Genomic DNA, 12,732 nt, shown 5'->3' with positions numbered 1-12,732 from the left:
CTCCCGCCCCGGAACAACGTCGATCGTGCCCTGAGCGTGGTTGGTGTACCACCCGGAGTCGTCCCACTGCCGCCAGCGCACGTCGCTGGTGTGGAGGTTCTTGTCCAGCGGGATGATCTTCCCGTGCGGGTACTGCGGGCTCATCAGCACGGTGCCCGCCGAGACCGGGCGGTTGTTCGCGTCCAGCTCGATGACGGTGGCGTCCACCTGCGGCTGCTGGGAGATCGGCTGGTCGCCCGCCGCCGCGGCGTACGTCTTGGCACGCTGCTCCGGCGTCTTGGCGTCCTTGTCGACCGAGTTCGCCTTGAGGGCGCGCACGGCGGCGGCCGTGGTGGGCGGGTCGGTGTCGATGACCTCTTGGAACTTCAGGCCGTCCATCGTCTGCTGAAGCATGTCGGCGATGGCGGTGATGGGCGGCGGGTCCGTGTCGGCACGTGCCGCCGGAGCCGGCGCGACGGCCGATCCCAGCAGCGCGCCGGCGGCCGCGAGGCCGATGATGCTCCGGCCCCGTAGGCGAGAGATTCTCATGATCGACAAGCTAAGTGAACAAGATCATCAGCGTGCCGATCTTTAAGGATTCCGAAATGTGATCTATCTCCCGGAAGGAACCTGCAACAGATCCGAGCCGTCGGGAAAGGCCCCGGCCGACGCGGCGCTACCAGCAGACGAAGCCGCCGTCGACGAGCAGGTCGGTCCCCGTGACGAAGCTCGCGGCGTCGCTCAGCAGGAAGACCACCGGCCCGACCATCTCGTCCACCGTCGCCATCCGGCCGAGTGGCGTGTCCGCCTCGAACCCCTTGACCCGCTCGGCGACCTCGGCGCGGCGGTTCATCGGGGTGGCCGTGTAGCCGGGGCTGACGCTGTTCACCCGGACTTTCCGGTCGCACCACTCCGTCGCGAGGCTCTTCGTCAGGTGCATCACCCCGGCCTTGGACGCGTTGTAGTGCGCCTGGGTCAGCCCGCGGTTGGCGATCGTGCCCGACATCGAGGCGATGTTGACGATCGAGCCTCCGCCGTTGCGCAACAGCGCACGCCCCTCCGCCTGGCAGGAGAGGAAGACCCCGGTGAGGTTGACGTCGATCACCCGGCTCCACTGGTCCGCCGGCATCTCCTCCGCGGGCGCCGCGTTGGCGATGCCGGCGGCGTTGACCGCGAGCCGGAGCGGGCCCAGTTCGCGCTCGGTACGGTCGACCGCCTCCGCGAGCTCGTCCTCGCGCGTGACGTCCGCGGGGACGGCGACGCCCCGGCGGCCCACGTCCTTGATCGACTGGACGGTGCCGGTCAGGTCGCTGCCCGGCAGGTCGAGGCATGCGACGTCGGCTCCCATCTCGGCCAGCCCGGTCGCGATGCGCCGGCCGATGCCGCTGCCGGCCCCTGTCACGAGGGCCACCCGGTCATCGAGCCGGAAAGAGGGTACGGACATGGAACGCTCCTGATCGTTTCATTCGGATTCCCTGGCCAGCCGGCCCGCGACGCCCAGGTCGGTGATCAGCACGTCGACCCAGCCGCCGCGCAGCGCGGCGCGGATCGCGGCGTGCTTGCGGTTGCCGCCGGCCACCCCGATGCGGCGCGGGACCGCACGGAACGCGTCCGGGGAGATCCCGATGACGCGGTCGTCCAGCGCGGTGCCCAGCAGGGCACCGGCCTCGTCGAAGAAGTGCAGGCAGATGTCGCCGACGCCGGCGAGTTCGCGCAGCTCACGCTGCTCCTCGAGGGAGAAGATGTTGCCGCTCTGCCGCAGCAGGGGCGACGGCTCGAGGCTGCCGATGCCGACGATGGCGATCGTCAGGCGCTTCCACGCCTCGGCGGCCTCGGCGACCTTGGGGTCGGCCGCGATGGCGTCCCGGGCGGCGCTGTTGCCGACCAGCCCCGGGGCGGGCACGAACACCGGGTCGGCCCCGGTCATGTCGGCGAGCCGGCCCATCAGGCGGGTCGCCTGCACCTGGACCGCCGGGTCGCCCACGCCGCCGACGAGCTGCACGACCTCCTCCAGGAAGCGCCCGCCCGGCCGGGACCGCATGGCCTCCACGGTCGCCAGCAGCGTCGCGCTCCAGGAGGAGATGCCGAGCCGGTCGCCCTCCATGAGCGTCGTCTCCAGGTAGACGGCGGTCGCCGCCCCGAGGGCCGGGATGACCGCCTCGGCCTCGCCCTCCACGTCGACGACCACGACGTCGCGCAGCCCGTACCGTGCCTGGATCGCCTCCTCCAGGTCGGCGAAGACGCCGTCCGGCGGGACGACGATCGTGCGCACGATGCCCAGCTCCGTGGCCTGCTTGAGGAGCCGGGACACCCGCGGCTGGGAGATCCGCAGCTCCTCGGCGATCTTCGGTTGCCGCATGCCCTGCTCGTGGTACAGGCGCGCGACCCGGGTCATGAGGCGCAGCTGCTCGTCGGTGGTCGCCATCCGGGTCGTACGGCGAGCCGCCGGGTCACTGTTGCGGCTGAAGGTCATCGAGGTCCTTTCTGCGGGGACCGGCGCGGAGCCGCCGGCGCGCGAGGCGAGGCGTTCACGCCACCGGCGTCATGCCGTCGCGAGGCGCATCACGGCGGCGTCCGTCGCGTCATCGCCGTCGAGGATGCCGCGCTGGCTCCCGCGGCTCAGGACGAGCACACGATGCGACAGCCCCAGGACCTCGTCGAGGTCGGAGCTCACCACGATCACCGCCATGCCGGACCGTGCCAGGTCCGCGATGACATGGTAGATCGCCGCCCGGGCGCCGACGTCGATGCCGCGGGTCGGCTCGTCGAGGATCACCACCTTGGGACGGCGCTGCAGCCATTTCGCGATCACCACCTTCTGCTGGTTACCGCCGGAGAGGGTGCGCACCGGCTGGACCGGCCGTCCCTTGATCTTCAGCAGGTCGATGGCCTCGGCGGCCACGGTGCCGACCCGGCGGGGGCTGAGCCACCCGCCGTGCCCGACCCGGTCGAGGTTCGGCAGCGCGACATTGTCGCCGATCGTCATGTCCAGCACGGCGCCCTGGTTCTTGCGGTCCTCCGGGACGAGCACGACCCCGGCCTCGATCGCGTCACGCGGCCCGCGCAGGCGCACCCGGTGTCCTTCCACCGCGACCGTTCCCGACGCGACCGGGTCCACGCCCGCGATGGCCCGGACCAGTTCCGTACGGCCGGCGCCGACGATGCCCGCGATGCCGAGCACCTCCCCTTCCCGTACGCCGAAGGAGACGTCCCGGAAGGAGCCGTCCGCGGCGGTGAGGCCGTCGACGCGGAGCACCTCCCGGGGCCGTGCGGTCCCGGTGTCGGGGAAGATCCGCTCGATGCTGCGCCCGACCATCTCCTCCACCAGCCGCGCCACGGGCACCTCGGCGGTCGGGTGGGACGCGACGCCCTGCCCGTCCCGCATCACGACGATCCGGTCGCAGATGCGGGCGATCTCGTCGAGGCGGTGGCTGACGTAGATGAAGGACACGCCGTCGCTCTTGAGCGCCTCGATCCGTTCGAAGAGGTGGTCGACCTCGTCCCCGCCGAGCGCGGCGGTCGGCTCGTCGAGGATGAGCAGCCGCGCGTCCAGCGTCAGCGCCTTGGCGATCTCGACCTGCTGCTGCTCCGCGACGCGCAGGGTGCGGACCAGGCGGGTCGGGGAGATGTCCAGCCCGAGCCGCCGCAGCTGCTCGCGCGCCCGCCGGTTCATCTCCGCGGTGTCGACCCGCCCCCGACGCCGCAGGAGACGGCCGACGAAGACGTTCTCGGCGATCGACAAGTCGGGCAGCAGACGCATCTCCTGGTGGATGAGCCCGATCCCCTGGCCGATCGCCTCCCCGGGCGAGCCCGGGGCGTACGGCCGGCCGCGCCAGGTCATGTGGCCGGTGTCGGAGGCGAAGGTGCCGGCGACGATGTTGGCCAGCGTCGACTTGCCGGCGCCGTTCTCCCCGAGCAGCGCCACGACCTCGCCCGGCCGTACGTCGAGGTCGATGTGGTCCAGCGCCTGCGTCGGGCCGAAGCGCTTGGACACCCCGCGGACGACGAGCCCGTCGTGGGTTCCACTGACGTGCGTCATGGCCGGGTCCTCACGGGTGGGTGGCGATGTACTGGTCGGCCGTTGCCTTGTCCTGGCTGGTCAGCAGGTAGGCCGGCTGAAGCTGCTGGGCCGGGACCGTCTTGCCGTTGATCACCTGGACCGACGTCTGCACCGCCATGCGGCCCATCTTCTGGGTCTGCTGGACCATCGTGGCGTCGATGGTGCCGCTGCGCACCGCCTTCAGCCCGGCGAAGTCACCGTCGAAGCCGACGATCGTGTACTTCTTGCCGCCGCCGGCGGCCCGGACGGCCTGGGCGGCGCCGAGCGCCATCGCGTCGGCCTGCCCCCAGAAGATGTTGATGTCGGGGTGGGACTGCAACATGTCCTGGGCCACCGAGAACGCCTTGTCCTGCGCCCAGTCGGCGGTCTGCTGCGCCACGACCTTGATGCCCGGCGCCGTCTTGAGCGCTTGACCGAAGCCGTTCTGCCGGTCCACCTGCGGCGTCGTGCCGATCTGTCCCTGCAGGACGGCGAGGTTGCCCTTGCCGCCGGACTTCTTGATCACGTACTCGCCGAGGGTCTTCGCGGCGGCGACGCTGTCGGTCGCGATGAACGACTTGCCGGGCGCGTCGGGCGGGTTGCGGTCCACCGTGATGACGGGGATCTTCGCCCGGTTCGCCGCCTTGACCGGCACACCGGCGGCGGTCGCGCCCGCCGGGATGTAGATGATGGCCTTCACCTGCCGGCTGATGAAGTCCTGGATCTGGTTGACCTGGGTGGCGGCGTCGCCGTGGGCGTCGGCCACGACGACCTTGACGCCCTCCTTCTTGGCCTCGGCGGTGACCGACTGCTTGATCTGGTTGAAGAAGTCGGCCTGCAGGTTCGCGACGGCGAGGCCGATCGTGATGTTCTTCCCGCCGCCGGCGGCGGCGGTGGCACCACCGCGTCCGCAGGCGGCCATGCTGAGGGTCACCACGGCGGCCAGGCCACCGGCGATCACGGAACGGGCTTTCATTTGGTCTCCTTGGGTGAGGGATGGGTCCCCCGAGTTCAGGGGCCCGAGCGGGTACGGCCGCCCGGGCGGAGTCGGGTCAGTCGGCCTCGCGCCGCCGCAGCACGTCGAGCATCACGGCCAGGGCGATGACCAGGCCGATGACGATCTGCTGGACGAACGGCGAGACGCCGAGGAGGTTGAGGCCGTTGCGGAGCACACCGATGATCAGCACTCCGATGACGGTGCCGGTGACACGGCCGACGCCGCCGGTGAGGCTCGCGCCGCCGATGACGACCGCGGCGATGGTGTCGAGTTCGTAGCCGTCGCCGGCGCTGGGCTGGGAGGAGTCCAGGCGCATCGCCAGGAACACGCCCGCCAGCCCGGCCAGCAGCCCGGCCACGACGTACACCCCGGTCGTCGCCCGCTTCACGTTGATGCCGGCCAGCCGGGCGACCTCCCGGCTGCCGCCGATGGCGTACAGCGCCCGGCCGCCCGCGCGGTACCGCATGTACGCCCACCCGGCGGCGTACAGCAGGATCAGCACGACCGAGGTCACGGTGAAGATGCCGAGGTACCGCGTCGATGACAGGTTGTCGAACCACGGGGCGTACCCGACGATCTGCTGGCCGTCGGTGATGACGTTGGCCACTCCGCGGGCGATCGAGAGCATCGCCAGGGTCGCGATGAACGGCGGCAGTTTGGTCAGCGTGACGCCGAGGCCGTTCGCCAGGCCGCAGACCGCGCCGACGGCCACCGCCACCACGGCGCTCAGCCACAGCGGCAGGTGCGCGTGGTGCGACAGCCAGCCGAGCACCATCATCGACAGCGCCAGCACCGCGCCGACCGACAGGTCGATGCCGCCCGTGACGATGACGGCGGTCGCGCCGAGCGCGAGGATGCCGAGGATGGTGACCTGGTCGACGATGTTGAGGACGTTGTTCCAGGTCAGGAAGTACGGGGTCGCGATGTAGAGGGCGATGCACAGGCCGAGCAGGCCGAACGCCGGTCCGCGCGATCCCGCGAGCAGCCGGCCCGCCCACGGGGCCCGCGCGTTCTTCGGTGGTGGTGTGTCGATGGCCGTCACGGCGTTCTCCGTCGTGCTCATCAGATCCTCCGGGGTTCGGGGGACGGCTAGCTCATGAACATGCCGCCGTCGATGTTGATCGCCTGGCCGGTGATGTACGCCGCGTCGTCGGAGGCCAGGAACAGGAGCAGGTTGGCGACGTCGTCGCTGGTCCCGGCCCTGCCGAGCGGGATCGCGGCGACCCATTCGGCCATCAGCTCACCCGGCCCGTAGTCGCCGAGCAGCCGCCCCCACTCGCGGTCGTTGTAGTCCCACATGTCGCTGCCGACGATGCCCGGGCAGTAGGCGTTGACCGTGATCCCGTCCTTGGCCAGCTCCTTGGCGAGGCTCTGGGTGAGGCCGACCACGCCGAACTTGCTGGCCGCGTAGTGCGGGGTGAAGACAAAGCCCTGCCGTGCCTGGCCGGAGGCCGCGTTGAGGATGCGCCCTCCGCCGCCGTGGCGTCGCATGATCGCCGCGGCCGCCTGCGCACACAGGAACGTGCCCGTGGTGTTGACCGCCAGGACCCGCTGCCAGTCGTCGAGGGTGAGGTCCTCCAGGCGGCTGATGGTGATGACGCCGGCGTTGTTCACCAGGACGTCGAGCCGGCCCCACGTGCGTTCGGCGAGGTCGAAGGCGCGGGTCACGTCCTCGGGCGAGGTGACGTCGGCCCGCATACCGAACGTCCCCGTGGACGTCTCGGCCGCGATCTTCGCCGCCGCCTCCTCGACGGAGGCGGACCGGTCCAGCAGCAGCACGTCGGCGCCCTCGCCCGCGAACCGGGCGGCGATGCCGAGCCCGATCCCCGCCGCGGCGCCCGTGACGGCCACCGCTTTGCCCTCGTACCTCCGGTATCGCGTCATCGCCGCCCTCCCAGCGCCATCGGATGCCCGTCGTCCTCCACTGAGGTCGCGTCGTTCGCGCTCAGGCGGGCGCGGCGCACGGCCAGGTGCCAGTCGGCGATGCGCCGGCGGCGGGTGCCCTCGTCCAGGCTCGGCACGCAGACGTCGCGCGGTCGGTCGAGTCGTTCGAGGTCGGCGCGGCTCCAGACCCCCGCGGTCAGGCCCGCGAGGTGGGCCGCGCCGAGCGCGGACAGGTCGCGGGCCCGGGCGAGTTCGATCGTTCGCCCGCTCGTGTCGGCCTGGAGCTGCATGAGCGTGCGGTTCCCGGTGGGGCCGCCGTCGGCGAGCAGCCGCGACACCGGGCCGATGTCGCGTTCGACCGCCGCGACGACGTCCTCGACCTGGAACGCGATCGACTCCAGCGCGGCCCGCGCGAGGTGTGGCGCCTTCGTGCCGAAGCCGATCCCGCTGATCAGGCCGACGGCCTCGTCGTCCCACCAGGGCGCGCCGAGTCCGCCGAAGGCGGGCACGATGACGACTCCGTCGCTGCTGTCGGCCGCGAGGTCGGCCAGGGCGGCCGGCTCGACGCCGAGGACGCCGGCCAGCCAGGTCAGCGTCGCCCCGGTGGAACGGATGTTGCCCTCGACCGCCCAGGTCGGAGCGCCCGTATCCCAGGCGACGGTCAGGCACATCCCGGGCGATACGGGGGTCGACGCGGAGGCCGCCGCCATGATGGAGGAGCCCGTGCCGTACGTCGCCTTCACGGTGCCCGGCTGCCAGCCCGCGTGCGCGAAAAGCGCCGCGTGGGAGTCGCCGAGCACGGCGGTGACGGGTACGCCGTCGGGCAACGGCGGCAGCCCCCGCGTCCGGGGGAAGGGGCCTTGGGAGGAGACGATCCGCGGCAGGACGCGCTCCGGAACGCCGAACAGGTCGAGGAGCCGGTCGTCCCAGAGGCGCTGCCGGACGTCGAGGAGCTGGGTGCGGGCGGCGTTGCCGAGCTCGATGAGATGCCCGCCGCCGAGCTTGAACAGCAGCCAGGAGTCGACCGTTCCGAGGCACAGCTCGCCCGCGCGGGCGCGCCGGCGGTCCGGGTCGTACCGGTCGAGCAGCCAGGCGGCCTTGGGCGCGGAGAACATCGGGTCCAGCGGCAGCCCGCTGACCTCCCGGACCAGCGCGGCGGAGCCCATGGCCCGGGAGACGGCCAGGTCGGCCGCCGTACGCCGGTCCAGCCAGCTCAGCATCGGGCTCAGTGGCACGCCGGTGGCCCGGTCCCACAGCACGAGCGACTCGCGCTGTGTGCTCAGGCCGACGGCCTCGACCCGGGAGGGGTCCTGCCCGTCCAGGCAGGCGGCGACGGCCCGGCGGCAGCTCTCCCAGATCTCCTCCGCCGACTGCTCGACCCAGCCGGGCGCGGGCGTCGCGAGGGCGACCGGGGCCGACCCGTGCGCCACGATCTCGCCGTTCCGGTCGACGAGGACCGCCTTGGTCGCGCTGGTCCCCTGGTCGACGGCCAGGATCAGCGGTTCCGCGCTCATCCGGCGCTCACCAGCTCCCGTACGGCGGCGGCGATGCCGTCGGCGGTCAGGCCGAAGTACTCCAGGAGGAAGGACGCGCTTCCGGTCGGCGCGAACCGCCGGGGCACGCCGAGGATGCGCATCGGCACCGGATGGTGCTGCGCGACGGTCGTCGCCACCGCCGCGCCAAGCCCCCCGGTCGTGGTCGCCTCCTCGGCGGTGACGATGCCGCCGGTCTCCCGCGCGGCGCTCAGGACCGCGTCGACGTCCATCGGCTCGATGAAGGTCATGTTGAGGACGCGGACGCCGATACCCTCCGCGCGCAGGGTCCGCGCGGCCTCGACCGCGCGGGAGACCAGGGTGCCGATCGCCATGACGGTCACGTCATCGCCGTCCGTGAGCCGGATCGCGCGCCCGGGCTCGAACGGGGTGCCCTCCGGGGTCACCGCCGGCACCTTGAACCGGGGGATGCGCAGGTACGCCGGGCCGCTGAACCCGGCGGCCCAGCGGACGGCGGCACGGGTCTGCTCGGGGTCGGCGGGCACGGCGACGGCGAGGTCGGCGATCGCCCGCATCCACGACAGGTCCTCGATCGAGTGGTGCGTGGGGCCGAGCTCGCCGTACGCCATGCCGGGGCTCTGGCCGCAGAGGATCACCGGGACACCGCTGTAGGCGGCGTCGGTCTTGATCTGCTCGGTGGCCCGGCCGGTCAGGAACGGCCCGGCCGCGCTGACGAAGGGGATGAATCCGCCGTTGGCCAGTCCGGCGCCGACTCCGACGAGGTCCTGTTCGGCGATGCCGACGTTGATGAGACGATCAGGGAAACGCTTCTTGAACTCGACCAGATTGCTGGAGCCCACGGAGTCGTTGCAGACGACGATCACGCGCTCGTCCTCCGCCGCCAGGGCCATCAGCTCGTCGGCGAAGGCCTGCCGGCAGTCGTACGTCGTATCGGGGACGAGTTCGGTCGTCATGTGAGCTCCTCGAGTGCGGCCTTGACCTGGGCGGCGGTGGGCACCTTGTGGTGCCACTCCACACGGTTCTCGATGAAGGACACGCCCTTGCCCTTGACCGTGTGGGCGATGACGGCGACGGGCCGCCCGGTCTCGGAGGGGCGCAGCGCCGCGAGCAGCCCCTCGTGGTCGTGGCCGTCGACGTCGCGGACCTCCCACCCGAAGCCGGCCCACTTCTCGGCCAGGGGTTCGAGCCGCTTGGTCTCCTCGGTGGGGGCGCCCTGCTGCAGCCGGTTACGGTCGACGATCGCGGTGAGGGACGCGAGGTCGTAGTGGGCGGCGGTCATCGCCGCCTCCCAGTTGCTGCCCTCCTGCAGCTCTCCGTCGCCGAGGACCACGAACGTGCGCCAGGACGCGCCCGACACCTTGGCCGCCAGCGCACAGCCGACCGCGACCGGGAAGCCGTGCCCGAGCGGCCCGGTGTTGGTCTCCACGCCGGGGACCTTCGTACGGTTCGGGTGGCCGTTGAGCGCGGACATCGGCGCCATGAAGGTGGCGAGCTCCGATTTGGGGAAGTAGCCACAGTGCGCGAGCGTGGCGTACAGGGACGCGGCGCAGTGTCCCTTGCTGAGGATGAACCGGTCGCGCTCCGGCCGGCGCGGATCCTCGGGGTCCACGTCGAGCACCGCGCCGAACAGGGTGACGAGGATGTCGGTGACCGACAGGTCACCGCCGATATGGCCGAGCTGCGCGCCATCGATCATCGTGATGACGCTCCGCCTGACCTCGGTGGCCAGCCGCGCGAGATCGGTGGCCCGGTCGGAGGTCCCGAGGCCGGCGGCCTGATCGCGCCACGCCCGGTAGCGGGCGGCGGCGTCTGGGTCTGCAGTGAGCATGTACCCGTCCTTGTTCGCTGACTGGTCGGGACGGCTTGAATAGATATTCAAGACTGAATGGATCTGCAACCGACGCTAAGCGTGGTTACGGACACATGTCAATGGGTGAACACGTAGATTTCGGACAGCCGCGATCGGGATCAGCCGTGTTGGTCCCGTTCAGTCACCCAGACGGCGATCCGGGCGCGGGAGTCGAACCCCAGTCGGGTGAGGATGCGCTGGGCATGCGCTTCGGCCGTCCGCGGAGCGATCACCAGGGAGGCGGCGATCTCCTTGTCGCTCAGTCCTCGGGCGATCAATCGGGCCACCTGGCTCTCCCGAGGCGTCAGCGGCGGGAGCCGGTCGCCGGGCGAGGCGGCGGGAGGCTGTCGTTCACCCAGCACGTAGTCCAGTGCCTCGTCGTAGTCCAGTGCGGCGCCCCGCCTGTACTCGGCCTGGAAGGCGGACTCGCCCAGGGCACGGCGTACCCGGAGTTCGGATTCCTCGCCGTGGGCGACCGGGTGCATGTAGCCCGACAGCGGGCGCCCGCCCACCATGTCCCAGATCGAGTGCAGGATGCCGTACGATCGGGCCGCCCGGCCGAACCGGTCCTGCGCGGCGGCGATCAGGGTGAGGACCTCCAGGCTCAGGCCGACGCCCCGCGGATCGTCCAGGGAACGATTGAGCCGCACGGCCTCCGACACCAGTGCGCTCGCGCGCGGCAGGTCGCCCTGCCGGAAGACCGCGGCACCGAGCACGGTCAGCGTGTACGCCTTGTGCCAGCGCTCGCCGTGCCGCCGGCACATCGCGAGCGCCTCCTCCCCGACGGCGATCGCGAGCGCTTCGTCGCCCGCGATCGAATGGGCGGCGCACAGCCGGATGAGGCCCTCCACGACACCGGTGTGGTCGCCGATCGCCCGCTGGCGGCTCACCGCCTCTTCCAGCAGCGGAATCGCCGATTCCGCGTCCTCGCGGGCGAGGGCCAGCATTCCCGCGCAGAGGGCGGCGTAGGCGAGGGCGGCCGGATCGCCGAGGAGTTCGCCGAGGCTCCGGCACTCCCGGAGCACCGTCTCGGCGCCACGAGAGTCGCCCTGAATGACGGCCAGCACACCGGTCGTCCACAAAGCGTGCAGCCGCGCGCCTGAGGGCCGGGTCTCCATCGCCAGCCCGCGCTCCAGCCAGCCGCGTCCTTCGGCGAGGTGGACGCCGTGGATCCAGTGGTACATCAGGTCGGCGGCCATGGCCAGCCCGGCCTGCGCCTCTCCGGCCTCGGTGTAGCCGTATTCGAGGGCGACACGGAGGTTGGCGTGCTCGGCTTCGAGCCTCGCGAGCCAGCTCCGCTGATCCGGGCCGGACATGCGGGCGCGGGTCTCGCCCGCCAGCCTCCGGTAATGGTCGTGGTGGCGTCGGCGGAACACCTGTGCACGGCCGGATCGCTCCAGCCTCTCCCGGCCATACTCGCGGACCGTCTCCAGCAGCCGGTACCGGATGACCGGCCCGTTCCGTCGCGGGATCAGAATGGACTTGTCGACCAGTCCGATCATGAGATCGACGACCTCGTGGCGCTCGATGCCCTCGCCGGCGCACACCGCCTCGGCGGCCTCCAGATCGACGCTCCCGGCGAAGATCGACAGGCGGGACCACAGCAATCGCTCCTTGACCGTGCACAGGTCGTGGCTCCAATCGATCAAGGCACGCAGCGTCCGATGCCGGGGCACCGCTTCGCCGTGGCCGACGAGCAGCCGGAACCGGTCCTCCAGCTGGATGAGCAGCTGGTCGATCGGCAGCGTCCGCAGGCGCGCGGCCGCCAGTTCGATGCCGAGGGGAATCCCGTCGAGCCGGCGGCAGATCTCGGCCACCACGCCCATGCTCGCCGTGGTGACCGCGAATCCAGGGGCCGCGGCCGCGCCGCGCTCGGCGAACAGCCGCACCGCGTCGGAGCGCTGGAGCAGCCGCGCGGGAGTGCGCGCCGCAGCGTCGTCCGGCAATGCCAACGGCGGCACGTCCAGCAGTCGCTCGCCCCGGATCCCGAGTGAGTGCCGGCTGGTGGCGAGGATCCGCAACCGCGGCGCCGACCGCAGGATCGCGTCCGCGACGGCCGCGCACTCATCCCCCAGGTGTTCGCAGTTGTCGAGGACGACCAGCGCCCGCCTGTCGTACAGGTGGCCGGTCAGCAGGTCCAGGGCCGGCCGGCCGAAGTGATCGCGCAGACCCAGCGCCTCGGCGATCGAACGGGCCACGAGGTCCCGGTTCCGCACCGAGGAGAGATCGACCAGCCACACGCCGTCGGGAAAGGCCCTGTGCACCACGGCGGCGACTCGCAGGGCCAATCGGGTCTTGCCCACCCCGCCCGGGCCGGTCAGCGTCACGATGGGGGCATCGGACAGCATTCGCCTGACCTCGGCCAACTCGCGCCGACGTCCGACGAAACTCGTGTTCTCGGCAGGGAGGCCGTGCACCTGCGCCCGCCCGCCGGTCTCCCCCGTAGCCATAGGTCGATGTCCGGGCCGTG

General features: G+C 71.6%; 11 protein-coding genes. All 11 read right to left on the bottom strand.

Annotation, left to right across the window (positions count from 1 at the left end):
* The coding region (locus tag AB0I04_RS46625) for a hypothetical protein (protein ID WP_360900269.1) at nucleotides 1-528 on the bottom strand (528 nt) is incomplete at its 3' end.
* A gap of 127 nt (nucleotides 529-655) precedes the next feature.
* A complete protein-coding gene (locus AB0I04_RS46620; protein WP_360900266.1) occupies nucleotides 656-1,423 on the bottom strand; it encodes an SDR family oxidoreductase in 768 nt (255 codons plus the stop codon).
* An 18-nt stretch (nucleotides 1,424-1,441) separates the two neighbouring features.
* Nucleotides 1,442-2,452, bottom strand: a complete 1,011-nt coding sequence (locus AB0I04_RS46615) for a sugar-binding transcriptional regulator (RefSeq protein WP_360900263.1) — start codon at nucleotides 2,450-2,452, stop codon at nucleotides 1,442-1,444.
* A 69-nt stretch (nucleotides 2,453-2,521) separates the two neighbouring features.
* Nucleotides 2,522-4,018, bottom strand: coding sequence for a sugar ABC transporter ATP-binding protein (locus AB0I04_RS46610; RefSeq protein ID WP_360900260.1), 1,497 nt, complete (start codon nucleotides 4,016-4,018; stop codon nucleotides 2,522-2,524).
* A 10-nt stretch (nucleotides 4,019-4,028) separates the two neighbouring features.
* Nucleotides 4,029-4,994: a sugar ABC transporter substrate-binding protein gene (locus tag AB0I04_RS46605; RefSeq protein ID WP_360900257.1), complete on the bottom strand. Its 966-nt coding sequence runs from the start codon at nucleotides 4,992-4,994 to the stop codon at nucleotides 4,029-4,031.
* A gap of 76 nt (nucleotides 4,995-5,070) precedes the next feature.
* Nucleotides 5,071-6,078, bottom strand: a complete 1,008-nt coding sequence (locus AB0I04_RS46600; protein ID WP_360900254.1) for an ABC transporter permease — start codon at nucleotides 6,076-6,078, stop codon at nucleotides 5,071-5,073.
* A gap of 26 nt (nucleotides 6,079-6,104) precedes the next feature.
* Nucleotides 6,105-6,899 (bottom strand): SDR family oxidoreductase, encoded by a 795-nt coding sequence (locus AB0I04_RS46595; protein ID WP_360900251.1) that lies wholly within the window; start codon nucleotides 6,897-6,899, stop codon nucleotides 6,105-6,107.
* Nucleotides 6,896-8,413, bottom strand: coding sequence for an FGGY family carbohydrate kinase (locus AB0I04_RS46590; protein ID WP_360900248.1), 1,518 nt, complete (start codon nucleotides 8,411-8,413; stop codon nucleotides 6,896-6,898). Before AB0I04_RS46590 ends, AB0I04_RS46595 begins: the two co-directional genes overlap by 4 nt.
* Nucleotides 8,410-9,366 carry a transketolase C-terminal domain-containing protein gene (locus AB0I04_RS46585; RefSeq protein ID WP_360900245.1) on the bottom strand — a complete coding sequence of 319 codons (957 nt, stop codon included), beginning with the start codon at nucleotides 9,364-9,366 and terminating at the stop codon, nucleotides 8,410-8,412. Before AB0I04_RS46585 ends, AB0I04_RS46590 begins: the two co-directional genes overlap by 4 nt.
* Complete coding sequence (locus AB0I04_RS46580; protein WP_360900242.1) at nucleotides 9,363-10,241, bottom strand: transketolase; 879 nt, start codon at nucleotides 10,239-10,241, stop codon at nucleotides 9,363-9,365. Before AB0I04_RS46580 ends, AB0I04_RS46585 begins: the two co-directional genes overlap by 4 nt.
* Nucleotides 10,242-10,381: 140 nt before the next feature.
* Nucleotides 10,382-12,712 (bottom strand): LuxR C-terminal-related transcriptional regulator, encoded by a 2,331-nt coding sequence (locus AB0I04_RS46575; protein ID WP_360900239.1) that lies wholly within the window; start codon nucleotides 12,710-12,712, stop codon nucleotides 10,382-10,384.
* Between the last annotated feature and the right edge of the window lie 20 nt (nucleotides 12,713-12,732).

Origin of the sequence: Actinoallomurus sp. NPDC050550 (assembly GCF_040655075.1) — a bacterium.
Lineage (GTDB): Bacteria > Actinomycetota > Actinomycetes > Streptosporangiales > Streptosporangiaceae > Actinoallomurus.
Note: the sequence above shows the minus strand (reverse complement) of the source record. Positions and strands in the feature narration are given on the sequence as shown.

Excerpts from the sequence above, each read along its gene's own strand:
- AB0I04_RS46615 (WP_360900263.1), bottom strand. The coding sequence starts at position 2,452 with ATGACCTTCAGCCGCAACAGTGACCCGGCGGCTCGCCGTACGACCCGG.
- AB0I04_RS46600 (WP_360900254.1), bottom strand. The coding sequence starts at position 6,078 with ATGAGCACGACGGAGAACGCCGTGACGGCCATCGACACACCACCACCG.
- AB0I04_RS46580 (WP_360900242.1), bottom strand. The coding sequence starts at position 10,241 with ATGCTCACTGCAGACCCAGACGCCGCCGCCCGCTACCGGGCGTGGCGC.
- AB0I04_RS46590 (WP_360900248.1), bottom strand. The coding sequence starts at position 8,413 with ATGAGCGCGGAACCGCTGATCCTGGCCGTCGACCAGGGGACCAGCGCG.
- AB0I04_RS46575 (WP_360900239.1), bottom strand. The coding sequence starts at position 12,712 with ATGGCTACGGGGGAGACCGGCGGGCGGGCGCAGGTGCACGGCCTCCCT.
- AB0I04_RS46595 (WP_360900251.1), bottom strand. The coding sequence starts at position 6,899 with ATGACGCGATACCGGAGGTACGAGGGCAAAGCGGTGGCCGTCACGGGC.
- AB0I04_RS46620 (WP_360900266.1), bottom strand. The coding sequence starts at position 1,423 with ATGTCCGTACCCTCTTTCCGGCTCGATGACCGGGTGGCCCTCGTGACA.
- AB0I04_RS46585 (WP_360900245.1), bottom strand. The coding sequence starts at position 9,366 with ATGACGACCGAACTCGTCCCCGATACGACGTACGACTGCCGGCAGGCC.
- AB0I04_RS46605 (WP_360900257.1), bottom strand. The coding sequence starts at position 4,994 with ATGAAAGCCCGTTCCGTGATCGCCGGTGGCCTGGCCGCCGTGGTGACC.
- AB0I04_RS46610 (WP_360900260.1), bottom strand. The coding sequence starts at position 4,018 with ATGACGCACGTCAGTGGAACCCACGACGGGCTCGTCGTCCGCGGGGTG.